This is a genomic window from Microcystis ichthyoblabe FBCC-A1114 (assembly GCF_050500245.1).
Taxonomy (GTDB): domain Bacteria; phylum Cyanobacteriota; class Cyanobacteriia; order Cyanobacteriales; family Microcystaceae; genus Microcystis; species Microcystis ichthyoblabe_A.
Genome location: NZ_CP191408.1, coordinates 3188987 through 3215507, shown reverse-complemented (window position 1 = coordinate 3215507; position 26521 = coordinate 3188987). Strand labels below are relative to the sequence as shown.

General features: G+C 42.1%; 20 protein-coding genes and 4 pseudogenes. 9 read left to right on the top strand and 15 right to left on the bottom strand.

Translation table 11 applies throughout. From position 1 onward, the window contains the following. The first annotated feature begins 63 nt into the window (after positions 1 to 63). Positions 64 to 870, top strand: a complete 807-nt coding sequence (locus ACQY1Y_RS15505; protein ID WP_002736708.1) for an MlaE family lipid ABC transporter permease subunit — start codon at positions 64 to 66, stop codon at positions 868 to 870. 2 nt (positions 871 to 872) lie between these two features. Here ACQY1Y_RS15505 and ACQY1Y_RS15500 read toward each other — a convergent pair. The 3 genes and pseudogenes from ACQY1Y_RS15500 to ACQY1Y_RS15490 all read right to left on the bottom strand — a co-directional run. Continuing rightward, positions 873 to 959 (bottom strand): annotated as a pseudogene (locus ACQY1Y_RS15500) (DUF4351 domain-containing protein); the annotation flags it as partial. Positions 960 to 1517: 558 nt separating this feature from the next. After that, entirely contained in the window at positions 1518 to 1880 is a 363-nt protein-coding gene (locus tag ACQY1Y_RS15495) for an acyl carrier protein (RefSeq protein ID WP_430013092.1), read from the bottom strand. Further along, entirely contained in the window at positions 1858 to 3657 is a 1800-nt protein-coding gene (locus ACQY1Y_RS15490; protein ID WP_430013091.1) for an acyl-CoA dehydrogenase family protein, read from the bottom strand. Before ACQY1Y_RS15490 ends, ACQY1Y_RS15495 begins: the two co-directional genes overlap by 23 nt. Before the next feature lie 439 nt (positions 3658 to 4096). On the opposite strand from ACQY1Y_RS15490, the gene ACQY1Y_RS15485 reads away from it, so the two are divergent. Further along, positions 4097 to 5242 carry a DUF262 domain-containing protein gene (locus tag ACQY1Y_RS15485; RefSeq protein ID WP_036390270.1) on the top strand — a complete coding sequence of 382 codons (1146 nt, stop codon included), beginning with the start codon at positions 4097 to 4099 and terminating at the stop codon, positions 5240 to 5242. Then, the gene (locus ACQY1Y_RS15480; protein ID WP_430013090.1) at positions 5223 to 5879 is read left to right on the top strand and encodes an MAE_28990/MAE_18760 family HEPN-like nuclease; all 657 of its coding nucleotides are present in this window, start codon (positions 5223 to 5225) and stop codon (positions 5877 to 5879) included. Before ACQY1Y_RS15485 ends, ACQY1Y_RS15480 begins: the two co-directional genes overlap by 20 nt. A gap of 426 nt (positions 5880 to 6305) precedes the next feature. Here ACQY1Y_RS15480 and ACQY1Y_RS15475 read toward each other — a convergent pair whose 3' ends face one another. From ACQY1Y_RS15475 to ACQY1Y_RS15450, 6 genes and pseudogenes are all read right to left on the bottom strand, one after another. After that, positions 6306 to 6554, bottom strand: a complete 249-nt coding sequence (locus tag ACQY1Y_RS15475; RefSeq protein ID WP_230457652.1) for a DUF29 family protein — start codon at positions 6552 to 6554, stop codon at positions 6306 to 6308. Further along, the gene (locus ACQY1Y_RS15470; RefSeq protein ID WP_002748521.1) at positions 6494 to 6730 is read right to left on the bottom strand and encodes a DUF29 family protein; all 237 of its coding nucleotides are present in this window, start codon (positions 6728 to 6730) and stop codon (positions 6494 to 6496) included. The genes ACQY1Y_RS15475 and ACQY1Y_RS15470 overlap by 61 nt, the downstream gene beginning before the upstream one ends. Positions 6731 to 6760: 30 nt before the next feature. Further along, a pseudogene (locus ACQY1Y_RS15465) lies at positions 6761 to 7375 on the bottom strand (IS5-like element ISMae6 family transposase); the annotation flags it as partial. Between the two features lie 22 nt (positions 7376 to 7397). Next, complete coding sequence (locus tag ACQY1Y_RS15460; RefSeq protein ID WP_430013089.1) at positions 7398 to 10415, bottom strand: CHAT domain-containing protein; 3018 nt, start codon at positions 10413 to 10415, stop codon at positions 7398 to 7400. A 411-nt stretch (positions 10416 to 10826) separates the two neighbouring features. After that, positions 10827 to 11195: a GxxExxY protein gene (locus tag ACQY1Y_RS15455; RefSeq protein WP_002755507.1), complete on the bottom strand. Its 369-nt coding sequence runs from the start codon at positions 11193 to 11195 to the stop codon at positions 10827 to 10829. A 977-nt stretch (positions 11196 to 12172) separates the two neighbouring features. Further along, positions 12173 to 12706: a hypothetical protein gene (locus tag ACQY1Y_RS15450; RefSeq protein WP_430013088.1), complete on the bottom strand. Its 534-nt coding sequence runs from the start codon at positions 12704 to 12706 to the stop codon at positions 12173 to 12175. 70 nt (positions 12707 to 12776) lie between these two features. Between ACQY1Y_RS15450 and ACQY1Y_RS15445 the strand changes: the two genes are divergently transcribed. After that, positions 12777 to 13640 carry a hypothetical protein gene (locus tag ACQY1Y_RS15445; protein WP_002748546.1) on the top strand — a complete coding sequence of 288 codons (864 nt, stop codon included), beginning with the start codon at positions 12777 to 12779 and terminating at the stop codon, positions 13638 to 13640. 17 nt (positions 13641 to 13657) lie between these two features. On the opposite strand, the gene ACQY1Y_RS15440 is transcribed toward ACQY1Y_RS15445, so the two are convergent. Together ACQY1Y_RS15440 and ACQY1Y_RS15435 are read right to left on the bottom strand one after the other, a co-directional pair. Then, positions 13658 to 15526 carry a cation:proton antiporter gene (locus tag ACQY1Y_RS15440; protein ID WP_288125246.1) on the bottom strand — a complete coding sequence of 623 codons (1869 nt, stop codon included), beginning with the start codon at positions 15524 to 15526 and terminating at the stop codon, positions 13658 to 13660. 157 nt (positions 15527 to 15683) lie between these two features. Beyond that, a complete protein-coding gene (locus ACQY1Y_RS15435; RefSeq protein WP_430013087.1) occupies positions 15684 to 16418 on the bottom strand; it encodes a PEP-CTERM sorting domain-containing protein in 735 nt (244 codons plus the stop codon). Positions 16419 to 16718: 300 nt separating this feature from the next. Here ACQY1Y_RS15435 and ACQY1Y_RS15430 point away from each other — a divergent pair, with 300 nt between their 5' ends. Together ACQY1Y_RS15430 and ACQY1Y_RS15425 are read left to right on the top strand one after the other, a co-directional pair. Continuing rightward, positions 16719 to 16934, top strand: a complete 216-nt coding sequence (locus tag ACQY1Y_RS15430) for a hypothetical protein (protein WP_272103943.1) — start codon at positions 16719 to 16721, stop codon at positions 16932 to 16934. Positions 16935 to 17125: 191 nt separating this feature from the next. Then, positions 17126 to 17287: pseudogene (locus ACQY1Y_RS15425) on the top strand (DUF2281 domain-containing protein); the annotation flags it as partial. A 185-nt stretch (positions 17288 to 17472) separates the two neighbouring features. On the opposite strand, the gene pta reads toward ACQY1Y_RS15425, so the two are convergent. The 3 genes from pta to ACQY1Y_RS15410 all read right to left on the bottom strand — a co-directional run bounded on the left by pta (position 17473) and on the right by ACQY1Y_RS15410 (position 22029). Further along, positions 17473 to 19569: a phosphate acetyltransferase gene (gene pta / locus ACQY1Y_RS15420; RefSeq protein ID WP_430013086.1), complete on the bottom strand. Its 2097-nt coding sequence runs from the start codon at positions 19567 to 19569 to the stop codon at positions 17473 to 17475. Between the two features lie 433 nt (positions 19570 to 20002). Then, a complete protein-coding gene (locus tag ACQY1Y_RS15415) occupies positions 20003 to 20269 on the bottom strand; it encodes a hypothetical protein (RefSeq protein ID WP_193979982.1) in 267 nt (88 codons plus the stop codon). Continuing rightward, positions 20233 to 22029: an N-acetylmuramoyl-L-alanine amidase gene (locus ACQY1Y_RS15410; protein WP_430013085.1), complete on the bottom strand. Its 1797-nt coding sequence runs from the start codon at positions 22027 to 22029 to the stop codon at positions 20233 to 20235. Before ACQY1Y_RS15410 ends, ACQY1Y_RS15415 begins: the two co-directional genes overlap by 37 nt. Before the next feature lie 238 nt (positions 22030 to 22267). Here ACQY1Y_RS15410 and ACQY1Y_RS15405 point away from each other — a divergent pair, with 238 nt between their 5' ends. Continuing rightward, positions 22268 to 22702 carry a peroxiredoxin gene (locus ACQY1Y_RS15405; RefSeq protein ID WP_002736091.1) on the top strand — a complete coding sequence of 145 codons (435 nt, stop codon included), beginning with the start codon at positions 22268 to 22270 and terminating at the stop codon, positions 22700 to 22702. A 196-nt stretch (positions 22703 to 22898) separates the two neighbouring features. Continuing rightward, entirely contained in the window at positions 22899 to 23903 is a 1005-nt protein-coding gene (locus ACQY1Y_RS15400) for a glycoside hydrolase family 10 protein (protein ID WP_430013084.1), read from the top strand. A gap of 223 nt (positions 23904 to 24126) precedes the next feature. Here the strand turns inward: ACQY1Y_RS15400 and ACQY1Y_RS15395 are convergent. Then, positions 24127 to 25349, bottom strand: a protein-coding gene (locus ACQY1Y_RS15395; RefSeq protein WP_420065268.1) for an ISAzo13-like element ISMae28 family transposase whose coding sequence is annotated in 2 segments (ribosomal slippage) — positions 24127 to 24869 and positions 24869 to 25349 — 1224 coding nt in all. Because the reading frame shifts where the segments join, the coding sequence is not laid out codon by codon here. A 355-nt stretch (positions 25350 to 25704) separates the two neighbouring features. Here ACQY1Y_RS15395 and ACQY1Y_RS15390 point away from each other — a divergent pair. Further along, positions 25705 to 26502, top strand: a pseudogene (locus ACQY1Y_RS15390) (IS4-like element ISMae7 family transposase); the annotation flags it as partial. Between the last annotated feature and the right edge of the window lie 19 nt (positions 26503 to 26521).

Here is a 26521-nt window from a genome sequence, read left to right as displayed (position 1 = left end):
GAAATGGGAGTTAGAAGACAAAACAGGATAGACTTTTCTCTAGTCCGATCGATTTTGGTGGCCATGAAGGATTTATTGGCGATTTTTAGCAAGGAATTAAGCTCTTGGTTTCGGCGCTGTTGGTTAGCGATACTCTTAACCGGCAGGGTTTTTTACTTCCTATTCACGCGCAAACCCGATTGGCGCGTCACCCAAGAACAAATGGTGGCAGCCGGGCCTGCTTCCCTGATTATTGCCATGATCACGGCTGCGGTGATCGGGATGATCTTTACCATCCAAGTGGCCCGGGAGTTCCAAGCTTTGGGTGCTGGCAGTATGGTGGGGGGAATTTTGGCCCTTGCTCTCGGTCGGGAACTCTGTCCGATTATGATGGCGATCGTGGTAGCCGGTCGGGTAGGATCGGCTTTTGCGGCGGAAATCGGCACCATGAAGGTGACAGAGCAGATCGACGCACTCTATATGCTCAAAACCGATCCCGTGGAATATCTGGTGCTGCCTCGTTTAATTGCCTGTTGTCTGATGGTTCCCGCTTTGAGTATTATGGCGTTGCTGATCGGTTTAGGTAGCGGTTTGCTGGTCGGCCAAAGTTTATACGGGATTGCTAATTCAGTTTTTCTCGACTCGGTTCGCGGTTTCCTGCGCGTGGGAGACGTGCTGAGTGGACCGGTTAAAGGGTTGGTTTTTGGGGCTTTAATTGCGATTATCGGCTGTAATTGGGGTTTAACGACCGATGGCGGTGCTAAGGGAGTCGGCCAAGCTACGACCGCAGCCGTAGTCACTATGCTCTTAGCGATTTTTGTATCTAATCTGCTGATGACTTGGATCTTGTTCCAAGGCTCTGGTAATAGTTCGGTTTTATTTGGACAGTAAAGTTAAAAACGCTCATTTTCTAGCCATTGCTCTAAATCCTCTACTGACTGGAAATCTAATAAGGCCTCTCCTAAGTTTTCTAAATTTTGGCTCTTCGGTTCGTGTTATGCAATGTACGGGAGTTATAAGGGATGGAACCCTTATAGAGAAAGGCATTTAGCAATTTTTGTCAATTGTTTTTTATCTAGAGCGAACTAATCAATTAAGTCTCTTGCCAGATAAGGATTTAGTCGATTTATGCCCCCCTATCGAACCATAACAAGTAACGAAGAGCCTTAATTTTTGTTATTTAGGGCTTGCTGAATAAATCTAAAAACCTTGTTGGATCAGACTTTTAGACTTTTTTTCCCTCAAAAAGTGCCGACCTTTGGAGTGATTGGGGGGAAAATTCAGGTACTTTTTCCCTGAAAATTAGCTAATTGACCCCCTGAAAATCGGTAAAACCCCACACCCCATACCCCATACCCCACACCCCACACCCTGCCCCTAGGAAAAGCTTTTTCAGCAAACCCTATTTAGTAGGAGAAAAGGGCGCTCAAGTGATCGCCCTTTTTTGTATATTTCAATTTACAGCAGTTATCCTATAGGTTATACTTCATTTTTATGAGAAATGCCGTAACTGGTAACTGATCACTGATAACTGATAATTAACGACGACCGAATAAACTCCAACCTTTGCCACCACTAACGGCCGGTTCAGCTTTTTCAGCGACGGAGGCAACTTCTGCGGGGGTTTCCTCATCAGAAAGATTAGAAAGATCGTAGTTTTCTACTAGGAAAAGAGACGCTTTTTCAATAGTAAAATAATCCCAGAAAAGCGTAGAAGGTAACTCTTGACCGACCCAATCTTCTAGATCACCCACCATCGTTACTGCATCGATCGAATCTAAACCATAACGGGTTAAAGGTTCAGTCACATTAATTGTTTTAGCATCCAAAGATAACTGATCAGCTAACTGTTTAACTAACCAATTTTGTACCAGATTATTAAGATTGGAGCTGGAGTTCATGGGTTTTTTCCTCGGTAGTTTGTGAAGGGGCTAATTGAAAAGGCACAATCGAAAAATGTTGATTTTCTTGATATAATTTCAGCAGTTCTTGGGCAACATTTTCTACATACACCTCAGATAGAGTGTAAGGCAGCGGCCGCAGAGTTCGCAGTAATCGGTGTAAACTCAACACCAACCATTCCCCCCGGGCAAAAAATTCCCCCAAGATAGAACGATTATAAAGCCAAGTGTGTAAACAAGCAGAAGCGGCGTGTAAAGTGCAGTATTTCTTGGCAATCTCGAACAATTCGGGTGATTGGTCGTGACCATACTCGAATTTCGATTGACTAATCTTTTCATCGTGAGCATTTAGTTCCTCTAAAACTAAATTACCCAACATCAATAGATTTTCTAATATCTCTGGGTCCACTTCGTCAGAATTTTTCAATCCTTCCAGTATATCAAGGGCAATTTCTAAACCTTGCAGGGAATCATCCATTCCCCGGCCAAATAATTCTAAATTATTGGGTTCAAAGGGAGGAACTGACTTTTCTAGGCTAAAAATCGCCTCTAAACGGGTTTTTAACGCCGACATGGTGCGCGAGTTGCGTTTAGCCCGATATTTGGTTAAAGGACGCAATTGTAGGATTAAAGCATGAAGATTGACGATCGAACTGCCGTCAAACATACTGATAATCGAATTATCCCGCAGTAGCTTCTGGAAGATGCCGAATTCGTGTTCTTCTCGCATATAAAAACGCGATCCCAAGACCACATAAACACTATTAACCATCTCCTCCAGACGGACAGTAACAAAATATTTTACCACCGAAGCCCAGACGCTAAACTGTTCGGGGATAATATGAAAACCTCTCGCAGCCGGAATCGTCTCGCAATCACAAATAAGGATGTCAAGGAAAGCATCCACGAGAGTGCGCCGGGGTTGGGGCAAATCCATCACATTTTTGTTATAAATTACTCGATTAACGGCAAAACCGAGGGTAGTTCTTAAAGCGGTATCGGCTGCCCCGTGGGAAAAAGCAGCGCACAACATTCGGGTAATCTGGAAACCTTTCAGGGCTAATTCTAAACCGTCTCCCTCCTCGCGTAAACGCATGGAATCAGGGACGAAACAATCCTTAAAACCAATGCCACTCATATCCGAGGCCCGCACACCATGGGTGTATATTTTCGGCAAATTATAGTATTTTTCGGGGTCTAATTGCCGTTTATCGACCATAAATAGGGTTAAACACTTTGGCCCGCCGTTAGCATCGGTTTTCGCCAAAATAAAGGAAATTCCAGAGATAGTCGCCCGGTTAATCGGCCATTTCTCCCCATTGAGAATATAACCTCCTTCCACCTTCGTCGCGGTCAGATCACCATTGATCAGATCGCTGCCGTGTTCCTTTTCCGAGTAACCCAGACACATCGCCCCATAGTCATCCATGATAAAACGGGCGAGCTTCTGTTTCTGTTCTGGGGTTCCCGCCATCCAGTTTAAAAACGACCAGAATAGGGTAGTAAAAGCGATACCGATAGTTTGATCCCGTCGGGAAAGTACCCGCACAAAAGCGACAAATTCCTCAAAAGAGGTGAACTCACCGCCGCAATCCGTGGGAATGTAGTAGTGTTGGAGTTTCCAGTCGTATAACCAGCGAATTTCCTCGTGGGGAAATTCTTCGCTCTCATCAATTTCGATCACCCGCTTGTAGGATAGAGGGTTATCGGGATTGAGAGGATCGCCTAAGTCTTTTTCCAGTGCTTCAGCAGTCCAGTATTGCTTAAGCTTTTTCATAGTGCCTCTAGGACAGATACAATGTGTTTTTCGTCAATGCCTTCGGTTAGAAGACCCGACCATGCACAAAAATTAACGACCATTCTAGACTTTTGGCCGTACAATGGCAACAATTTTTAATTTCGCCTTTACCTTAAATGTGCTAGAACCCACTTGGGTGGGGTGCTAGACTACCCTCTGCGGTAATTATGCCCAAATTGAGGTGATTAAACCGCACAGTGCGGTATTAGGTTTTATTGAGGCGGTGTTAGACCGATGGAAGTGGGATATTAGGATGGGGGAGGTTGCTCGACCGCAGGGAGCGGTATGATTAATAGTTATGCGGCTCGTTCCCTGTTCATACTTTTTCCTTGAATGTAATATTCAACTGGCAGATTACGATTAGAATGTTTAAGGTATAAGTTTTGCTTGCCATAGGGTTTAGAAGTCTAGGAGCAATATGATGATGGAATCAATAGATGAACGGATAGATGCCAAAATTGGTGAGGTTCGTACTGAATCTATCGATCTCAGCTTTGGAGAAATCATCAGTTTATATTCTCAAAATGAACTCATTATTCAACCGGAATATCAAAGGTTATTCCGATGGTCTAATCAACAAAAGTCTCGTTTAATAGAATCTATACTTCTTGAGTTGCCAATACCACAGATATTTACTATTGAGAACTCAGATGGGGTTTTGGAGTTAATTGATGGCTTACAACGCCTTAGCTCTGTGATTCAATTCATTGATGCCAATGTACTGAATTTCACTGATATAGATGGAGAAAAGCTGAAATCTCTAAAGTTAGAAGGTTGTGATCAGATTTCAGAACTTAATAATCTGACTTTTGAAGATTTATCATTGAGACTCAAGCTTAGGATTAAAAGATCCTCTGTAAGGACAGTAATTATTAAAAGGCAAAGTAATTCTTTTCTGCGTTATGAAATGTTCAAGAGGTTAAATACTGGGGGATCAATTCTAGCTCCACAGGAAATTCGCAACTGTTCTTCTAGGATGTTTGGTGAGCCAGGTATAAAGTTCTATAGGTTTCTCCAAGAAAGATCCTCCTATTCAAACTTTAAGACTTGCATAGATACATTGTCTCAATCAGAAAAAGAACAAAAGGGAGACGAAGAGCTTGTCTTAAGATTTTTTGCCGCAAAAAATGCTCAAGATCTCTTCCGGGGGAGTGTGAGAGATTGGTTAGACACATACATGGAAAATATATTATTTGGAGAAATACAATTTGATTATTCTACTGAAACACAAGACTTTAATAGATTATTTGATTACTTGAGCCAAATTCTTGGCAGTGGTGCTTTTGTTCGATATCGCGATCAATCACCAATTGGTGCTTTAGCTCCAGCTTATTTTGAAGCTGTTACAATTGGCGTGTTTAGGATACTAGAAAGATTAGAGAATCTGGATAATTCTTCTGTTAGGGATGAAATAATCAAAATTGTTCAGTCAAACAGCTTTAAGGATAATATTGGACCTGGAGCTAACTCCAGAACTAAGCTTTCTAATAGAATTGGATGTATTCAAGAAGGTTTAAATCAACTCAGCTTCTGGAGTAATTTTAATGAGCAACTGGGCGAATGAGATCGAGGCTGATCTCAACTGGAGAGAAGGAGAACTGGCTGCAATTAAAATTCAAATATTAACGACTGATAGGGTTAAGCATCCTGTAAGGTATGAAGCTCTCTTGAGAGCTATTACTACTTTGCTATATGCTCACTATGAAGGTTTTTGTAGATTTGCATGGGATTTATACCTCGATACAATTCAAAGGCAAAATATTAAACGCAATCAATGCCGTGAGGAGGTTATAAAGCTATCGCTAAGGAAGCGCTTTAAAGAACTTGGAGGTGATTTGTCAGCAGATGGAGTTTGGAGCTTTTTTTTCAACGAATTGCCAGCTTTAATTAATGAGAATATTGAATTCAATATTCGCTTAGAAGCAGATAGCAATTTAAAGCCTATGCTGCTTAAAAAGAACTCTACAGATGCTGGTTTATCATGCTCAATGGTGGATCAACATGAGCTTTTACTTAAGACATTAGTAAGCAGGAGAAATAATATAGCTCATGGGCAGAAAGACATAATTCATGATCTGACTGAGTATAACAAGTATGAAAATGCGGCTTTGGAAGCTATGTATGAGCTAGGACTATCTGTAATTGATTGCTTAGATAATAAGAAGTATTTGAAACCATCAAATCCGCCTAGCTCATCATGAAATCTACGCATTTTAATCGCTGTAGGGTGCGTTCCCTAATGTGGCTCCTGCTGCTGCACCGATAGTGATTAAACCGCTGACTCATATCATTTTTCAAAAGTGATGACAGACTTAGTTGATTATTCCAAAGTGCAATTCCTCTCTGAGAGCGGAATTGCACTTTCAGATGTTAATCACGACTATTGAAAATTGGTATCAATTTCTTTTTCAACCAGATTTTGGAATACCAGCTATTATACTAAATCCGTTGAGTATAGGCTACATATCAGGAGAGGCACTCATGCAAGAGGCACTCATGCAAAACTGAGAATAAATAATCAGTTTTTAATAACCGGATTTAGTATTAGTTGTTGAGCAACTGAAGTAAGGTGGGCAATGCCCACCCTATTGTTGTATGGATGTAAGTTGGATTGCAAGCTCGAGTTTTTAACCAGGTAACGAATCCTCATCAAGAATTTTCTCAATTGTCCAAGGACAATCCACTGGTAAAGTTAATCCACTTTTGCGGCTCGCTTTTCCCAGAGCTTTTTGATAACAATAACCAAACCGTTCTAAGGCATGATTGTAGATTACCTGAGAGCGAAACAGCAAGCTCAATTCTAATCTGAAATTATCTATCTCGTCTGTCCAGTGGGGTAGGTAGTAAGGATGATTCCAGTAGGCGTAAAGTAGCAGGTGACTGAGGAGTTGAATAAGAAAAGAAAGCTTTCTGCTTTGTATTTGCGTTCATCCACCATTTCCTCTAATTCCTCGGCTAAAGTTTGCCAATCTAAAGTATTGCGATCAGGCGATCGCAGTTTTGCTGCTTGGTCTTGCAGCCAAGCTACATAGGGTTTGCGGCAAAAAGTCATTGAAAAGTACAGGTCTCTTAATCAATGATTTCACTTAGCTACAAGCATAAGCTTTAGTTGTTGATTAATTTTTAAGTCATAACTTATACTAATCATTGACCGAGAAAAAGTGCTGTTTTTCCATTTCAGACATAAAAAAGCCCAAAAAACCTGCCTCAACAGGTTAGAAAGATTCATGACTAAAAAAGTAATAGCAATCGCTGAAAAGGAAGTATGAGGAAGTTTAGCCATCACTTTACCTAAACTAAATCTTCTTTTCCCCTGTCCAAATTTGCCCTCTATACAATTCCGAATCCTCTCATCATCAGCAGCTTGTTTCTTTTGTTCTTTACTAACATTTTTGGCTGGTCTTCCTAATGGGGGACCACTGATTCTGATTCCCCTTTCTTTACACCAAGCTCGGTTTTCTCTGGTTCGATAAATTTTGTCCACATGAACTGATTCTGGATAGTATCCTGTATAGTCATAATAAGCTTCTATTTGTGCTTTTAAATCTCCCGATTCATTAAAGTTATCCCAACTAATCCGGTCTAAAAATATGTAACCATCTATACAGCTTGCTGAGAATTTGGCACCAAATTCTACGGGTTTTCCAGCTTTTCCTCTGACTATCGGACGGATGTGGGGTTGAGTTAAGCTGACAATAGAGCCAAAAAAAGCTTCCCTGCTACCTGCCACTTGCTCCCAACTCTTGACCATCTCCAATCAGGATAAACGCCGCCCAAAAGAAAGGATGAAGGTCAATATGGGCGAGTTTTGCTTGACGGAGGGCTTCCGCTTTGGTCATGCCCTGTTGTAAATTAGTATAAAATTGATTTAAAATCGCCGCCGTGGGCAATTCTGGGCTGTTTTGTTGGGAATATTGCACAAAATCGGTGGCATTCCAAAGACTGGCGAGGGTAGTTTTCGCCCCCGCTCTTTCCCAAACATAGGCCAAACCCGCCAAACCGACTCCATCCACTTCCCGCGCCGTTTCACAAGCGCCAATAGTAATCAGTTCGGTGTTTTGCAGTCCCAGTTTCACGGCATCTTTGAGTTCATACTCTCTCTTGTTGGCAAACAGCAGGGTATTCGGTTTCATGCCTAGGCTAGGACACCCCTCTGGACGGAAACAACCATGAGTGCCTAAGTGCAGAATAGGAAACCGAGGCGATTGGCTTAAAAAGGCGTCGAGGGTGGCTTGTTGGTGTTTGTAGATTTGGCTGTTGGCATAGGTTTTTTGCAGAAAATCCGCTTGAGCTTCTGTGCCGATTAATTCGACTTGGGTAGGACGGGGATTAGCAAAGACGAGGACACTAGGATTATTGACTTTCGGCGTGGGTTGGGGCTGCACTTTACTCAGACGGGTGAGGTAGTGAATGGGATATTTTTGCAGGAGATACTGTTGAGTTTGGTTGTCGTAGAGGGTTTCAAAGGGGATTCTTTGCAAAGCACCCGTGGCAATGATGGCCAGGGTTTGATTCGGGGCAATTTGGCCTTCAATGGGACGAATCAGCAGGTCATAGAGTTGGGAACTGAGGGCGCGATCGACGATTTCTAGGTCGCTTTCCAGTTGACTGGCGTAGCGTTGCAGACGCTCATTAAGATCTTTAGGGACGGGAACTTGCTGAACCTTAAGGGTGGTACGGGTGAGGATAAAGAGGGCAACGGTATGTTCAACGTTATCTATCCCTGTGAGTAGGACGGGTTGGAGGAGAGTGGTATTAGCAGGTAGATTGGCTTGCAGTTGGGCGAGGTCGGTGGGGGTAATTTCCAGTAAATCGGCTAATTCGGGGTATTTTTCCACAAGGATTTCCGCTTGTTCGCTGAGGGCGGCTCGTTGTTGCAGGACTTGTTGGGAGAGGGTGTCGCTGAAGTTGGTTTGTAATTCTTGGCGCAGGGCTTCCAGTTGCCGTGCCTGTGCTTGCCACTCCTGATAAGCTTGATTGGCGACGGGATTTTTGACTTGTCCTTCCGTTCCCGCAAGGCGATCGTAATCCACGAGGTCAAAAGTGGTGCTGAGATTTGCCCATTCAAAAGCTTTTTGAGGGGAATTCTGGCGAATCAGGAGATCCACTAAGGCGATGCTTGTCCCTTGCTCACTTTCTAGGAAAGTTGCCCGCAAGGAACGGCTAACCCCCCGCCGTAGCTCCAGAATCAGATTAGCGGATTGTTCCCAAGAGTTAATCGCCGATTCTGGTTTTCCTTGATCTCGATAGACAAAACCAATATTATTGAGAGTAGTGGCTTCCTGTGAGCGATCGCCCACTGCCCGCGATAAGGGTAAAGCCTGTTGGTAGTAGTCTAAAGCCTTCTGTTTCTCCCCTAAATCATAATAGACACCACCAATATTATTGAGAGTAGTGGCTTCCCCAGAGCGATCGCCTACTGCCCGTGATAGAGGTAAAGCCTGTTGGTAGTAGTCTAAAGCCTTCTGTTTCTCCCCTAAAGCAGAATAGACAGCCCCGATATTGTGGAGGGTCTTGGCTTCCCCCGCGCGATCGCCCACCGCTCGCCTTAAGGGTAAAGCCTGTTGGTAATAGTCTAAAGCCTTTTGTTTTTCTCCTAAAGCATCATAGACAGCACCAATATTATTGAGAGTAACGGCTTCCCCAGAGCGATCCCCTACCGCCCGCCATAAGGGTAAAGCCTGTTGGTAGTAGTCTAATGCCTTTTGTTTCTCCCCTAAATCTGCATAGACAAAACCAATATTATTGAGGGTACTGGCTTCCCCAGAGCGATCGCCCACGGCACGGTCTAAGGGTAAAGCCTGTTGGTAGTAGTCTAATGCTTTCTGTTTTTCCCCTAAAGCATCATAGACAGCACCAATATTACTGAGAGTAGTGGCTTCCTGTGAGCGATCCCCCACTGCCCGTGATAGGGGTAAGGACTGTTGGTAGTAGTCTAATGCCTTCTGTTTCTCCCCTAAATCATCATAGACAAGACCAATATTACTGAGAGTAGTGGCTTCCTGTGAGCGATCCCCCACTGCCCGTGATAGGGGTAAGGACTGTTGGTAGTAGTCTAATGCCTTCTGTTTCTCCCCTAAAGCATCATAGACACGACCAATATTATTGAGAGTAGTGGCTTCCCCAGAGCGGGCGCTTTGCGTGCCTTCGGCAGCGCCCACCGCCCGCCATAAGGGTAAAGCCTGTTGGTAGTAGTCTAATGCCTTCTGTTTCTCCCCTAAATCTGAATAGACAAGCCCAATATTATTAAGAGTCTTGGCTTCCCCTTTGCGATCACCCACCGCCCGCATTATGGGTAAAGCCTGTTGGTAGTAGTCTAAAGCCTTCTGTTTCTCCCCTAAATCATCATAGACAGCACCAATATTATTGAGAGTAACGGCTTCCCCAGAGCGATCTCCCACCGCCCGCACTATGGGTAAAGCCTGTTGGTAGTAGTTTAATGCCTTCTGTTTCTCCCCTAAAAGATCATAAATACGCCCTAAACTGGTGAGGACTAATGCTTGCTCTAATTTGCTATCGAGTTGTTGATAAAGCTTTAATGCCTGTTGCCACTTCCCTAATGCCCCTTGATAGCCTTCTAATGTTCCCGACTGGAACAGTTCAAATCCTTCTTGATAAAGTCGATCTGCTTCTTGACGTAAATCCGTCTGCACCAATAGGGGGGAAGCTATAACCGTCAAATGCGGCGCTGTTACGACTAGCCCTAGACTGAGTAATATCCCTAAACCTGTCTTCATTGCTTCCCCTCGCCAGACTCAAATGATTCTTTATATTATCTCAATAATGCCAGTATCAGGATTTTGAGGATTGGAAGATTTTCAGGATAGATATAATATTCTTTATGATCCTTTAATTATAGACTCTTCACAAGTCACCTAATCCTGTTAATCCCTTAATCCTAAAAATCCTGATCTCAGGATGGGGTTGGGGGTGGGTGTCCTATTCCCTGTATCTTTTAATTATCTACTCCTTGCCAATAACCTAATCCTGTTAATCCCTTAATCCTCAATGCCAGTATCAGGATTTTGAGGATTTGAGGATTTTCAGGATAGATATAATGTTCTTTATGATCCTTTAATTATGTACTCCTTGCCAATAACCTAATCTTGTTAATCCCTTAATCCTCTAAATCCTGATACTGATATTTGTTATCTATTATTAAATATCTTTTTGTATTCTAAACTGGTTGCGCCAAAGTTGATTAATAAACCAACGGGAAAATTATAAGCAACGACGTAATTTTTTGCTTGTGCAAGATGGACATTTTCTAGGCGAATTACTGCTTTTAATTCGACAATGACTTTTCCTTCTACGGTAAAATCAGCGCGTCTTGTTCCGACTTGTATTCCTTCATAAAAGATAAGTTGTTCTTTTTCTCTTTCAAAGGTTAATCCTGTTTTTCCTAATTCAATATCGAGACATCTTTGATAGATGACTTCTTGAAACCCATTCCCCAGTGTTCGATGGATTTTCATACAACAACCAATAATTTTATAGGTGATTTCGTCTAATTCCATAATGCCAGTATCAGGATTTTGAGGATTGGAGGATTTTCAGGATAGATATAATATTCTTTATGATCCTTTAATTATAGACTTTTCACAAGTCACCTAATCCTGTTAATCCCTTAATCCTCAATGCCAGTATCAGGATTTTGAGGATTGGAGGATTTTCAGGATAGATATAATATTCTTTATGATCCTTTAATTATGTACTCCTTGCCAATAACCTAATCTTGTTAATCCCTTAATTCTCAATCCCAGTATCAGGATTTTGAGGATTTGAGGATTTTCAGGATAGATATAATATTCTTTATGATCCTTTAATTATCTACTCCTTGCCAATAACCTAATCCTGTTAATCCCTTAATCCTCAATGCCAGTATCAGGATTTTGAGGATTTGAGGATTTTCAGGATAGATATAATGTTCTTTATGATCCTTTAATTATAGACTTTTCACAAGTCACCTAATCCTGTTAATCCCTTAATCCTCAATGCCAGTATCAGGATTTTGAGGATTGGAGGATTTTCAGGATAGGGTTGGGGGTGGGTGTCCTATTCCCTGCATCCTTTAATTATAGACTTTTCACAAGTCACCTAATCCTGTTAATCCCTTAATCCTAAACATCCTGATCTCAGGATAGGGTTGGGGGTGGGTGTCCTATTCCCTGCATCCTTTAATTATAGACTCTTCACAAGTCACCTAATCCTGTTAATCCCTTAATCCTAAAAATCCTGATCTCAGGATAGGGTTGGGGGTGGGTGTCCTATTCCCTGCATCCTTTAATTATAGACTCTTCACAAGTCACCTAATCCTGTTAATCTCTTAATCCTAAATGCCAGTATCAGGATTTTGAGGATTGGAGGATTTTCAGGATAGATATAATATTCTTTATGATCCTTTAATTATAGACTTTTCACAAGTCACCTAATCCTGTTAATCCCTTAATCCTAAAAATCCTGATACTGATTTTTATTGACATAATTTTGGTGATTAATTTGCCCGACAACGCAACACTCCTGCCGCTTTTAACTCGCCATTAGCAAATTCTAACTGTTTCAACACATAACCATAAGCCCCTTGCTGAGTTAAATCTCTTTGCATCTGTGGAGGCAAATCTGATAAGTTAATCTCTACCTGCTTACGCTTTTGCTTTTCCACCAAACTCAAATGCTCAAAACGGCGCGGTAGAGCATAAACCGAACCACATCGCTTGTCCTCTCCCTGAATCACAATTATCGGGTTTTCGGGAATACTGATGATGGTTTCTCCCTCTAAGGTTAATTGTGTCACTTGGGCAATGGGTAGATTAAACTCCTTACCCCCTTGCTTAAAAGAAATCCGACGCTGAGGGCGATCGAACCGAGTTAACGTCACCCCCTTATAATCTCTGCCATTTTGTAACGTAATATTTGCTAATCGTGGTAAAGCCGCTTCGAGGGTGGGTGCTTGAGCGATACTAGAAACAGTCAAAAATCCCCAAAAAACTAAAGCTATACCAGATAAAATTTCCAAACGTCTGACCATAACTCGCCCTACAATGATCATCTATAATAACTTTAATTTTAGCGTTCTTTTTTAGCGTTAGTAGCCCCCTGTGACGACTCCTTCTCCCCCGACGATTCTCCTCAATCTTGCCAGTGCCGCCGGTCTCATTGGTGCGGGATTGTACTATACAGGTTGGGTCTATCGTTGGGCATACTTTGCCTATTACCAACTCGGTATCACCAGCCTCGATTTTCCGGTTGAATCCTTCTTATTACTCCCTCTTCAAGTCTTCTTTGGTACGCCTCAAAGTATTGCTAACACCCTGATTATTGCCCTTCTGATTCCTATACTTTTTCAGCTTTCCACCCTTTGCCTTGCTTTCCTTCACTGGCAATATCAACAGTGGCTCACTAGACTGAAAAATTGGCAACTGAAAAGACAAAACCAACGCAATCGCCGAAAAATACCCTATGCTCCTCGTCCCCGGTTTCAGCGTCAGTTAACCCTTCCTCTCGCTTCGGAACTGATTCTCCTGAGTTGGATTCTCTTACTCATCTTCCATCTTGCCCGGGATCAAGGTTTAAAGGATGCCCGTCGAGATGCGGTGAATCCCACTTCTACTCTCCCCGTTGTCACCCTGATTAGTGCCAAGGAACTGCTCATTTTAGGTAAAGAAGCAGGGGATCTTGACCCCAATCAGCCCCTTTTTGAAGCCCTAACGCCCGAAGATCAGCAGAGTCTCATTGGCGATCCTAATTTAGCCCGCATTATTCAACAGCGCAACCTAACCGATACGGAGCAAGATCGCGTCTGGCGATTATTACTGGAAAGAGGGGGATGGCTGTACCTTTTTCGTGCTTTACCCCAAGATGCCCCCAAAACTGAACATCCCGTACTGCTAGGTGTCGCTAAATCTAACGTCGGTCGGCAGTTGCTTATTTTAAGCCCTGAACCCGTTAAATCCACTGAATAGTATAGAACAGTCTCAAGTTATCTACTGGTGGCGATTTCCACTTCGGGTAAGATTTCTAAAGATAAACGGGTTCTGACAGTGCCAGAAAGACGTTTAAGCAGTTGTGGGCGTAAATCGCGCAGAATATAGATTAATTCGTCTCCTGTGCGCCATTCTTCCCTTTCTGTTACTACCTGTAGGGAATTATCACGACGTAATAGTAGGGGCAGCAGTTCACCATTTTCGATTAATTTAGTTAATCTGGTTTGTTGTTCGCTCAAATCATCGGCTTTAAAGATAGTTTTACCTAATTTAATCTGATTATCGTCTAAATACTGATTCCATTCCTTGACCGAAAAACTAGGGAGAAAAACCTGATTAACCTTATTTTTATCTGGGTTGGGGGTTCCCGCAAAGGCAGCCAACAACCGGGGAGGATGAAATTCCTCGCTGGCTCTTTGGGCTAAAACCAGATTAACCTCGCTATTATTAGTCAAAACTAGAAAAGTCCCCATGGATTCGATGCCGGCTTCTTGCAGTATTTTTGTATCAAGTGCGCTACTCTGCAGCACCGTCAAACCCTCTTCTTTTGCTTGCTGACAGGCTGCGGCATCCGTATCGATTAAAACCACGTTTTCCCCTTGTTCTTGGAATAAACAGCCGATTAAGCGACCTAGGGGATTACAACCGACGATTACTGCTCCTGTTGCCGCAGAAGAAGTGATTTTTAGCCCTTTTGCCACCCACCGCGCCGTTAATCCCTGAATAAAAACGGTCATTAAAATTGTTAAAAAGACTAAAGCTTTGATCGCTTCACCGCCATTAATACCGGCACGGGTGAGTAAAATGGCAAATAAAGAAGCTACAGAGGCGGAAACGATTCCCCTAGGGGCAACCCAAGCGATAAATAACTTATGTCGCCAATTTAGGTCACTTTTTAGGGTACACAGAGCCACACTCAGGGGACGCACCACCAACATCAAGACTAACACCGTCAGGACGCTGCCCCAACCCAACGCGATGACACTGGCGATCGAAAGATCCGCCGCTAGTAAAATAAACAGTACCGACACGCAAAGAGTGGTTAATTGACCCTTAAAACGCCTTAATAACCGCTCATCGGGAACAGCCGCCGCTTTTAGCACAATTCCCGCCATTACCACCGCCATTAACCCCGATTCACTGCGACTAAATTGCGATAAACCAAATAACCCCCAGACTCCCGCTAAAACCACGAGATTCTTTAACTCAAAAGTGAGAAAATTGCAAGTTTTTATAATAAAACTTAACAATCCGCCTCCAGCAATGCCGATCGCCGCCCCGATGCCTAAACGCAGGGTTAAACCGGTGATAATTTCCATGGGGCGGGAATGACTATCAATAATCGTATTTAGCACCACTACGGCTAAAATTGCGCCCACAGGGTCGATTAATACCCCTTCTCCTTCCAAAAGCGTCGCCACCCGTCGATCTACGGCTACTTGCTTCAGCAAAGGCCCGATCACTGTCGGACCAGTTACCACCACTAAAGAAGCGTAAAGAAATGCGATCGGCCAGGGAAATTCCCCCAACCAGTGGGCTGCCATACCGCCACCGATGAGAGTGATGGAAGTACCGAGGGTGACAAGATTGCGTAAACTGCCAGAAACTCGCCCTAATTCCCGTCCGCTTAGGCTTAAACCGCCTTCAAATAGGATAATCGCCACAGAGAGAGCAACAAGGACTTCTAAACCAATTCCCAGACTTTGGGGGTGTAAAATTTCCCAACCATCGGACCCTAAAGCAATCCCAAAAATAAGCAGGAAGACAATACTGGGAACTTTCAGGTATTCGGCAATGACTTGGGCTGTAATCCCCGCCACCACAGTGATGACAATTTGCAGAGTAAGGGCGAAAGATGGATCCATGTTTAGCGATCGGTTATCGGCTATCGAGGCGGGGTTATGGTTGGGGTTTAATGATTCTAATTATAGTTTTGATTCCCGCTTCAGCCCGGTCGGGAGGAAATAAGCATAACAAGCTCTAGAAAACGGGTTTCTCAAAGAAACCGGTTTTCTATGGCAATTAAGCTTTATCACTGCCTTGCTTTGGCTTTAACTGGCGTTTAACCAAGGCACCCAGGCCTAATAAGCCTAACCCTAAAACGGTACTGGGTTCAGGGGTGGAAGCAGCAGCAGACTGTCCAAAGGTGAGATTGTCAATCATGGGACTCCAAGACAAACTTTGTTGGGTTAGTTCAATTTTACCAATACCTGCTATATCTTGGTATCCGAAAAAGACAGGAACACCAGTACCCGCAAGACCAATGGGGGAAATAGTATCTAAGACCGTCGAATCATCAGTACCAAAAATAGTGACAGTCGCTGTATCACCAAATCCCGTGAAAGCACGCAAGTCAAGGCCAAAGGCATTAACTGGTACGCTAAAGTCAATGTTCATCGGTTGTTGGCCATTAGCAACTAGCTCTTTAGAAGGAGAACCAAAATAATTTGCTCCATTCCACTGAAGGTTAGAAGAGCCGGCAACAAACGTGACACCGTTAACCACTAACCCTGGACCTTGACCATTAACCACAGTAGAGGAATCTAATGTTGCTTGCAGCTGTGAAGCATTACCATCAGGCACATTGTAGTTTTCAAAGTTTTCAGTGACTCCTGACCCTCCTAGAATAGTATTTAGCTGAGTGCGGTCGCTGATGATAGTTCCAGCAGAAACCCGATGGATACCAAAAGTCATGGTAGCTGCGAAAACTGCGCTAGTAGCTAAGGAAATTTGTTTCAGTGAAGTTGTAGTATTCATTGACAATTTTGGAGAAATTTTACCAAAAAGCCTATCACCCCCCCCCGATTTTGTCAAGTATCGCTGTTTTTCTCGATTTTATACGGTTTTATCTATGTTTTTCATCTCCAGAAAACGGGTTTCTCAAAGAAACCCGTTTTCTAAGTAGTCATGCAAAATAAATTTCCTAGTGAAGACAGGCAAGAGGCAATAGGCAAGAGGCAAAAGCTTTATCGAAATGTGTAATTAATTTTGCTTAGGTACTTAATGTAATCGCGTAGTGCCATATCATAGACTTATCAAACTTGACAAGTCTTGTCTATGCTTTCAATAGAATACCTAACTGACCAAAACGGACAACCCAAAGCCGTTGTTATTCCGATTGAACTATGGAGACAAGTATTTCCCCAAGAAGATATGTCTTGTGAAGAGTTCACCGAAGCAATAGAAGACTACTGCCTTAACCAAGCGATGGATGAAGCACAGCAGAGTCCACTATTAGATATCGAAGAGGCACTGGCTTATTTGAAGGAATAGATTTACCTTGAAGATTCAATATCGAAAAAGATTTCTCAAAGATTTGAAGGCATTGAAAAACCAGCCTGTTTATGAGCAAATTTTACAGCTTGCTTTTAGAGATTTACCCAATGCCAAATCATTGCAGGATTAAGAATATAGTTGAGAATATGCCCGATGCTCTCAAAACTGAACTTTGACATTATGCCGAATATTTGCTCACTAAGTCTGACCAAACAGAAGAAGATAAACAAGCAGTAAAAGAATCTGTAACTGTTAAAAGAACTTTAGCTGGTTCAATAAAAGGAACTTTCGTTTTACCTTTAGCTAATGACTTTGATGCTCCCTTAGAAGACTTTGAGGACTATAGGTAATCAGGAGTGCTTTAATAGATACTCATGTCTTTATCTGGTTAGCTGAGGATTACCCGATTTTGCCTGTTTCGCTGCGAGATAGTCTTGAAAATACCGATAATGTTTTTGTAAGTATTGCTAGTTTTTGGGAAATATCGATCAACGTGAAAATTGGTAAACTCTCTCTGTTCTGAAATAACTATAACTCAAAAAGATTGGGATTGAATTGCTGTGATTACCACCGTATTGATAATATCGGGAACGGTACAACCGCGACTGAGATCATTGACGGGTTTTTTTAATCCCTGTAGGATTGGACCAATCGCTAAAGCTTTCGTTTCCCGCTGCACGGCTTTATAAGTATTATTCCCTGTATTCAGGTCAGGAAAAATAAACACCGTTGCTTGGCCCGCTACCTCTGACCCCGGCATTTTTTGGGCGGCTACTTCCCTATCCACGGCCGCATCGTACTGAATCGGCCCTTCTAGCTTCAAATCGGGGCGTTTTTCCCTAGCGATTTTGGTCGCTTGTCGTACTTTTTCCACGTCTTCTCCCTGGCCCGATTGACCTGAAGAATAGGAAAGCAGGGCGATTCGCGGTTCAATTCCGAATTTTTGGGCGGTTTCGGCAGAAGATAGGGCGATTTCGGCTAATTCCTCGGCGCTAGGGTCGGGATTCACGGCACAATCCCCATAAACCAAGACTCGATCCTCTAGACACATAAAAAAGACCGAGGAGACGATCGCACAATCGGGCTTAGTTTTGATAATCTGGAGTGCAGGCCGAATCGTGTGTTGAGTGGTATGCACTGCCCCCGATACCATACCATCAGCATCGCCTTGATACACCATTAAAGTGCCAAAATAGGAGACATCCTGTGCATAATCCCGGGCCATGTCGAGATTCATTCCCTTGGCTTTTCTCGCTTCGTAGAGGGTCTGCACATAGCTTTCAAAATGGGGACTAGCCACGGGGTTAATAATTTGCAAGCGATCGAGATCGAGAGTGATACCATGTTTTTTAATCACCATTGCGATCTCGTCCGGTTGTCCCAAGAGGGTTAAATCAACGATATCCTGTTCGATTAAAACTGTGGCTGCCTGGAGGATGCGCGGTTCGGTCCCTTCGGCCAAAACGATGTGACGTTTTTGCGCTTTGGCCTGTTGTACGAGATTATAGGTGAACATCTTCGGGGTAATCCCCTGGGTCCGCAAAGTGTGAATTTGCGCTTCTAGGCGATCGAGATTGATGTTACTGTGAAAAAGCTGCAGACTGAGGTTAATTTTATCGTAGTCCGTCGAGGTTAGGGTGGTTCGCACATCGTGGATGCGTTCGGCCGTGGTGTAGGTATCGGTGGTGACGGAGAGAATCGGTAAGGGATCGGGCAAACCTTCAATTAAACGGGCGATCGAAGGATTGAGGTTATGACCTGCTGTTAAGACTATACCGGCTAATTGGGGATAATTGGCCGATTGGTGGGCCTGTAACATCCCGATAATCACATCGCCGCGATCCCAAGGGGTGATAATTAAACTATCTTCTTTTAACCGCTCTAGGGCATTTTGCATCTGCATGGCCACCACCAGAAAGTTACTAGCTAAACTATCTAATCTCTGCTGTCCGTAGAGAACTTTTGCCTGCAATTGTTGGGCGATTTCTGCTACTCGCGGGCTGCTAAGTTTGGCATTATGGGGAATTACTCCTAGGGCATATTCTTGGGGAGGAAAAATTTTAGTCAGGGTTTTCCGTAATTCCTCTATTTTTTCCTCTTCAGCTTGATTGATAATAATCCCAATCACCGTACAACCTTTATCTTGGTAGGTGTCGCAGGAAATCAGGATCGGACTAAGGGCATCTTCGATACTGCGATTGTGGGCATTACCTAATATCAAGATGGGATGACCGAGATTTTTGGCGATTTCTGTATTTAGTTCAAATTCAAAGGCGGAATTTTCTTGCAGATAATCGGAACCTTCACAGAGGATAAAATCATATTTTTTTTCTAAGTTTTTAAACTTTTTGATAATTCTTTCAATGATTTCATCAAATTTTTGTTGTACCAATAAATCCTTAACTTCTTCATAACATAAACCGAAGGCTTCTTCGTAGGTTTGTTCTAATTTAAAATAATTGAGGATTAAGTCAATGTCTTCATCCCGATGACCTTCGGAACAGTCGAGAACAATTGGCTGGAAAAAGGCAACTTTATTAGTTTTGCGGAGAATTAAGTCGATAATTCCTAAAGCTACTAACGCTTTACCGCTTCCCGTTGCCGTCGTGCTGATATATAAAGAGTTAGTCATGGGTAGAGAAGAATAATAACGAGGGTGGAATTTAATTCACTCACCCCAACCTTGAGGTGGGCTTTTTCAGCTAAATCTAGATAATTTTGATGAATCTGTTGATGGCAATAATTAACTTTTAAGTAAGTAGTTCTAATCAAATAGAAGATTGATCCCCCCTTAATCCCCCCTTGATCCCCCCTTAATCCCCCTTAATAAGGTGGTTTTGATCCCCCCTTAATCCCCCCTTAATCCACCCTTGATCCCCCCTTAATAAGGTGGTTTTGATCCCCCCTTAATCCCCCCTTAATCCCCCCTTAATAAGGTGGTTTTGATCCCCCCTTAATCCCCCCTTAATAAGGGGGGCTGCGATCAAGTTGTCTATAAGGGCGTGAATTGTTGGGAAATTTTCAGGTAAACTATCTTTAGTTGTTGGCTAATCCAGAGATTTTTCTCACAGAGCGATCGCTGTTTGAATATCTACCAGAGAGTGATGGACTATACCTTGTAATCTAGCAGTTATTTTGTCCGATTGCTGTTCACTGGTAACATTTTTTCCATGAACTTGATTTAATTTCCTCAGACTAAAATAAAGACTCCATAAAATCCTATCACTGGCTTTCCAGCTAGGGCTTGGTTTTTCATAAAGATTTAAGCTTATCTCCCTCGGATTGCCATTAAATTTTAACTGGAAGCAATTACCCCAGATTGTTGAAACCATTGGCTAATTCCGGCGGCTAAAACCTGCGCTAATTGTTTTTGTGCCTGAGTATCGGTAATCCATTCAAATTCTTGAGGGTTACTCATAAATCCTAACTCTAATAACAATGAAGGACTACTATAAGGCCGAGTTAAAGCTAAATTATTCCAAAATACTCCATAGGAAGGACGGTTAAGATTTTTGGTTAAATAATCGTGGAGAAAAACCGATAAATCCGCTGCCTGGGGATGATACCAAAATATGCCAATTCCTTTAGTATTTAAGGCATCTCCATCATCGGGTAAAGCATTATAGTGAACCGATAGTGCTAGGGTTGGTTGCAGATTATTAATCATCTCTACCCGTGCCGGTAAAGATAAGTCGATGTCAGTTTCTCTGGTTAAATAAACTGTTGCCCCCAATTTTTCTAACTCCCGTTTAATTAATTTAGACATAAGCAAATTAATCTCTTTTTCCGTGTAACCCGTTGGACCGACAGCACCAGTTTCTTTACCTCCGTGTCCGGGATCTAATAAAATAACTTTGCCCTGTAAATTTTCACTTTTTTCCGGGGGATGACGCAGGGTTAAGATTAAATTTGTCCCCTGATAACGAAGACTATAACCCCACTGTTGTTTTTGATTAAGATTAAAAGTGTATTCTATCGTGGTCGGGTTAATTTGTCGCCAATCTAAACGTCTAACTAAAGGATTATCCACCAGAAAAATTGTATCGGTTTGGGCAATGGTATTATAAAGGGTCAAAATAAATTTATCATCTTCTTGTCTCACGGCGATGGGTACAGGATGGGAGAGGGGAAAAATAATTTCTGTTGCTTGATTGATACTGCGAGAAGAGAGACCACGAATATTAGCATTATCTAGGACTTCATTAACTATTAAACGGGTTTCTCGCTCTAAAATCCAACCACCATAATCTAACCGTAACCAATCCCCTTCTTTCCCGGTGACTCTCGCTTTCGTGCCTTGGGGTAAAGGAGTTAAACGGGAATAATTACTACCCGGCCCCGTGCGAGCTACTCCTTGGTCTGCTATAATTTCAATCACTGGTAAATTTTGATCGCTAATAATGTTAATTTCTCCTTGACCTTGTTGGCTAATCGAGCGATTATTTAATTGTGCTGTAAAAATAGGTTTTCCTAAGTTAGCCTCTTGCTTAAACTGCTGACAACCTCGATAGTAACCAGTTTTATCCTCGGAATTCGCTTGATTAAGATTAGTTAAAACTGCGGCATTACTAGGCAGTTTTGTGGTTTGAGTTTGGGGTAAAAGAGGTAAGATTTTATCTCCTAACTGCACAGAAACCTGAGCTTGGGGAGTGGCAATCGCACTAAAACAAATCCATTCCCCCACTAACCTCGTCTTATGGACAGAAGGACTGAGAGAGTTATCAGCAAAAGCTAATCCTTGGGGAATAATTGCTTGAGTATCTAGACGAATTATTTGACGATTAATAGTTTGGTTTTGATAGCGAATAGTGAAATTATTTTCGCCAACTTCTAGGGGAAAACTAGGGGCAAAATATCCTTTAGCACTGCGTTGAATCGGTTGATTATTGAGCAAAACTTGACCCGATGGAGGAGCAGAACCAATAAAAAAGATTCTCGATGCCGTGGTTTGATGATTATCGGGAGGATAAACAATCATTAATGAGGTAGATTTGGCGCTGATACTGTGATAAAAACCGATTAATAGGACTAAACCTAAACCGATTAAGATATTTTGCCCAAAAGTTCTCACCTTTAACCAGAATCGCCCCATATTATCCCCCTCTTAGCTGACAAATATTATCCTAAGACAAATTCTAAAGGTTTGTTGTTCGTCTTCTAAGCTGTACTGCATTTAAACTGATCAGGAAATTCAGTACAAATGCTCTGACTTCTTCTCCCCTCTCCCCTCTCCCCATTCCCCAATTCATAATTCATAATTCCCACACCCTGTTTGTGACCCTCATCCCTTATGATCGATATAGATTAACTTTTGTAAAGGAATCGGAGTTATGGCTTTAACCGTTGGAACAATCGCACCGAACTTTACCACCACCGACGATACTGGAAAAACCGTTTCCCTGTCGGATTTTCAAGGTAAAGTCGTAGTTTTATACTTCTATCCCAAAGATGATACCCCCGGCTGCACCAAGCAAGCGCAAAGCTTCCGGGATAACTACGAACAATACCAAGACAAGGAAATAGTAGTCTTCGGGGTGAGCAGGGATGACCAGGGTTCCCATGCACAATTTAAAGAAAAATACAGTTTACCCTTCCAATTGCTCGTAGATACCGATGGTGCTATCACCAAAGCTTATGATGTCGATGGTGGTGGCTATTCTAAGCGCGTCACCTATATCATCGATGCGGAAGGCAAAATTAGCTATATGGATGACAAAGTGAATACCGCTAGTCACGCATCGGATATTCTCTGCGTCGTCGGTTAATTTTTCCTAAAATCTTTTCTGGGTGTGTTAGGGGGGCCTAATACACCCGATATCTATTTTTTAGTTCACTGATAATCAGTTTTTAATAACCAGATTTAGTATGACTAAATAGGGCCTGCTGATGATGAACTGAATATCAAAAATCGGACTAAAATAATACTATTATCAAATATCTTGGTGGGATTAATCGGCAATCATGGTTAAGTTTAGCAAGTACCTAAAGAGGTTTGGGATTGTTGCTGGAGTGGCTTTTTTGTTGTTGGTTACTCACCGAGCGGCTCCCCGAAAGGCAGTGGAAAATGAGCAGATGAAGGGGGTTTGGTTAACCAATATTGGCACGATATTGTTACATCACACTACGTCCTTAGACGAGGTGTTAAATCATCTTTCGCAATCGGGTTATGACCGGGTGTATTTTAGTGTTTATGGGTTTGGGGGAACGCTTTATCCGACTTCCCAACGTCCGACGAATTGGTTGTTTGTGCCGCCGTTGATCAATCCCTGGAGGGCAGCGGTTAAGGAGTCTTTACGGCAGGGTTTGAAGCCATTTGCTTGGTTTGAGTATGGTTTGATGTTATCCCCTAAGGATCCCATTGCCAAAAAGCATCCGGATTGGCTATTAAAAACGCCCGCAGGGAAGACGGTGGTGGAAACCAATGTCTGGTTAGATCCGGCGAATCCGCAGGTACAAGCCTATCTTTTGGGGAATATGGAAGATATTTTAAAAGAAAAAGATTTGGCGGGGATTCAGTTAGATGATCATTGGGCAGTTCCGCGTGTTTTTGGTAATAAAAGTCAGGCTTTAACGAATTTAACCCGCAAGTTGCACGATCATGTCAAGGCGATTAATCCCAAGTTGGTGGTGAGTCTTTCGCCTAATCCTCACTCTTTTGCGGTGAATAAATATAATCAAAATTGGTTGGCTTGGGTGCGTCAAGGGATTGTGGATGAGGTGGTCTTACAGATCTATCGGAAAACTCCCAATCAGGTGGCGGCAAGTCTTTCGGGATCGGGACTGGCGACAGCTTCCCGGGATGTGCCGGTGGGGGTGGGTTTATATGCGGGTTGGAATCCTGATTTTTCCTTAAAGGGTTTACAAGCTCAGGTGAGGACGGTGGAGCAGCAGGGTTATGGCTATTCGTTATTTTGTTGGGAGTTTGTGGTCATGCGTCATCTTTTTAATCATATTCCTCGGTTTTAAGGGACTTCCAGAGAATAAAATACCCAACAAAAAAATAGAAAAGTGTTTTTTTGAAAAAGTAATTATTTTTGTCTAGGAAAACAAAGAGTCTCCCATTACAACCTATTTTTCCGAAAAAAAATAGCAGCATAAACTTTTATACTTCCGAGCTTTTTCGAGTATAACAAGGACAAGTTAAAGAATCAAATACAGTTTTTAGCTAACCATCTTAGTTAACTACAAACTAGGTCTTATCATAATAAATATCAATAAACCATTGCCCCAAATCGGGAAAGTCTTGATTCGTTGATTCTGTGAGACGTTCGATTTTTTCTTCGATTTTTTCCATGGCTTTTTTAGTAAGCTTTACTCCTTTTTCGTAAGTTTCAGTAATCAACTTAACAATCGGGTGTTTTCCTTTCCAAGTCATAGTTTGGGCGAATTTCAAAGCTGTTTCGATTTCATCTAAAATACTCCCATTCCAATGGTTTTCTAACACAGCCCAGGTTCGTTCAATAGGATTATATTTACTATGGTAGGGGGGATAGTAAGCTAAACGTATATTAACTTGATATTTTTGGGAAAACTCAACTATACGTTTCATAAACTGAGTTCGTCTCGAATTATTTTCTGATCCATTATCTTGATTAATTATCAAAGTTTTAATTTTCTCAAAACGAGATTTTTCAGATTCCCAGAAATCCTCTAATATATCAACAATAAAGTCACTGGTGACTGTGGAGGTAGTGAAATACAAAAACAACTCATCAAATTCTGGAATAAATATTCCGTAAGGGGTTAGGGTTGTTTTCGGATTAAAATCATGATCGTTTGTTTCGACAGTTATTCTATTTTTACCTCCTCGATCAAACAGTCCAATATTAACACGAGCTTTGGCATCTAAACTAAGACGTAACATCGTAGGGTCTTCATCCGCTTCCCGATTAATGTTAGCTAATTCCTCAAAGATTGCCTCGGTTTCTGGAATTTTTTTTGAGGTAAAACTTTAGCGACTCTTTTCAGACGATAACCTAAGTTATTTAATTTAACCCGAATAGTTTCCTCGCTCGGTAAATCCTCATCACTGTACCCATATTTAGAGATTAATTGCTTTCGGACTTCGGCCGCACTCAGTCTCACATAAAGCCTTTGGCTTTTAAAACTTGGGTCAGTTTGGCTTTGAGAATCCACTAAATTTTTGATGTTTTCCAATAGAAAAGGTAAATGTTCTTCTGCTTTTTTCCGCCCCTTAGCTGAATGATTATCAACACAAATAATGCCTCTTTTTAGTTCTTTAATTCCTTTACGAATAGTAGTTCGATTCCAGCCTAACTCCTGTGCAGCAAGGGTTTGTCCCCCATAGCCTAATTCTAAGACTGTTTGCGCCATGAATCTTCTTTTAGCTGCACCTTTTAATTGAAGTGCAGTTTCACTGAGCAATTTCTTGAGGGAATCAGTTAATTCCATATATTCTTAAAAAGAAAAACTTGATTAATAATGTACAGGATTAATTCTACTACAAAATTGGAAGGAGGGGGCAACCATCGATCCCTACCTCCCACACTCCGAGAATGATTATTATTCTTGAGAATGAATAGTTTATTTTTTGGAAGTCCCTAAGTAGGTAGGCGTTAAAAATTATCAGATGCCCCCCTTATTAAGGAGGGATTAAGGGGGGACTAAGGGGGGATCGGCACCCCCCTTATCAAGCTATCCATTAGTCAGATCTTTCTTAACAAAAAGAGAAGAAACTTAAAAAAAGGGGAAACGATTGATAGGTATAGTTTTGAAAGAAGGAATTAAGGTGGAGGTAAGCAAAAAAATGGAGAAATGGGCAGCCCAAGAATTACAGTATGCAGACCTAGGGGACACCAGAAGAAAGAAAAGGTTAATCAGTATCGTAGAAAACTTGGCCAGCCAACCTAGTACAAGTGTGCCACAAGCTTCGGGAAATCTAGCCGCAGCGAGTGCCACCTACGACTTTTGGAATTCCCCCTATTTTCACCCCTCAGATATAATTGCCGCCCAAGCCAAAAGTACAGTAGAAAGAATCAAAGAACATCCAATAGTTTTGGCAGTGCAAGACACAACAAGTTTAGACTTTACGACGCAAAAAGCCAAAAAAGGAATGGGTTATCTAGATTATAAAAGATCCTTTGGTCTCAAAGTTCATACCACCTTAGGAGTGTCAGCGCAAGGAATACCTTTAGGACTGATTAATCAATATGTCTGGGCAAGAGAAGAAAAGAATTTAGGGATTGCCAAGCAACGCAAAAAAAGAGAAACCGAAGAAAAAGAAAGTCAAAGATGGTTAGATTCTTTGTCAGAAACACAACAACAAATACCCGAAGAAATTCAAGTAGTAACAATCGGAGATTGTGAGGCAGACATATTTGATTTATTTGCCCAATCAAGAAGTCCTAACTCTCATTTATTAATCCGAGGAACTCATAACCGAAAAGTTAACTATCTCGAAGACAAGCAAAAGTCAGGGCATCCAGAGCCTAAATATTTACATCAATCCATCAGAGAAATAAAAGCCTGTGGTAGCCTAGATGTGCAAGTAAAACGCAATCCTAATCACGAGGCTAGACTAGCTAAACTAACAGTTAGATTTGCCGGGAGCATCCCAGTTTTGC

Bases quoted from the DNA above. Each gene is read 5' to 3' on its own strand.
- ACQY1Y_RS15505 (WP_002736708.1), top strand. From the start codon at position 64: ATGAAGGATTTATTGGCGATTTTTAGCAAGGAATTAAGCTCTTGGTTT.
- ACQY1Y_RS15495 (WP_430013092.1), bottom strand. From the start codon at position 1,880: ATGAACTCCAGCTCCAATCTTAATAATCTGGTACAAAATTGGTTAGTT.
- ACQY1Y_RS15490 (WP_430013091.1), bottom strand. From the start codon at position 3,657: ATGAAAAAGCTTAAGCAATACTGGACTGCTGAAGCACTGGAAAAAGAC.
- ACQY1Y_RS15485 (WP_036390270.1), top strand. From the start codon at position 4,097: ATGATGATGGAATCAATAGATGAACGGATAGATGCCAAAATTGGTGAG.
- ACQY1Y_RS15480 (WP_430013090.1), top strand. From the start codon at position 5,223: ATGAGCAACTGGGCGAATGAGATCGAGGCTGATCTCAACTGGAGAGAA.
- ACQY1Y_RS15470 (WP_002748521.1), bottom strand. From the start codon at position 6,730: ATGACTTTTTGCCGCAAACCCTATGTAGCTTGGCTGCAAGACCAAGCA.
- ACQY1Y_RS15460 (WP_430013089.1), bottom strand. From the start codon at position 10,415: ATGAAGACAGGTTTAGGGATATTACTCAGTCTAGGGCTAGTCGTAACA.
- ACQY1Y_RS15455 (WP_002755507.1), bottom strand. From the start codon at position 11,195: ATGGAATTAGACGAAATCACCTATAAAATTATTGGTTGTTGTATGAAA.
- ACQY1Y_RS15450 (WP_430013088.1), bottom strand. From the start codon at position 12,706: ATGGTCAGACGTTTGGAAATTTTATCTGGTATAGCTTTAGTTTTTTGG.
- ACQY1Y_RS15440 (WP_288125246.1), bottom strand. From the start codon at position 15,526: ATGGATCCATCTTTCGCCCTTACTCTGCAAATTGTCATCACTGTGGTG.
- ACQY1Y_RS15435 (WP_430013087.1), bottom strand. From the start codon at position 16,418: ATGAATACTACAACTTCACTGAAACAAATTTCCTTAGCTACTAGCGCA.
- ACQY1Y_RS15430 (WP_272103943.1), top strand. From the start codon at position 16,719: ATGCTTTCAATAGAATACCTAACTGACCAAAACGGACAACCCAAAGCC.
- pta (WP_430013086.1), bottom strand. From the start codon at position 19,569: ATGACTAACTCTTTATATATCAGCACGACGGCAACGGGAAGCGGTAAA.
- ACQY1Y_RS15415 (WP_193979982.1), bottom strand. From the start codon at position 20,269: ATGGTTTCAACAATCTGGGGTAATTGCTTCCAGTTAAAATTTAATGGC.
- ACQY1Y_RS15410 (WP_430013085.1), bottom strand. From the start codon at position 22,029: ATGGGGCGATTCTGGTTAAAGGTGAGAACTTTTGGGCAAAATATCTTA.
- ACQY1Y_RS15405 (WP_002736091.1), top strand. From the start codon at position 22,268: ATGGCTTTAACCGTTGGAACAATCGCACCGAACTTTACCACCACCGAC.
- ACQY1Y_RS15400 (WP_430013084.1), top strand. From the start codon at position 22,899: ATGGTTAAGTTTAGCAAGTACCTAAAGAGGTTTGGGATTGTTGCTGGA.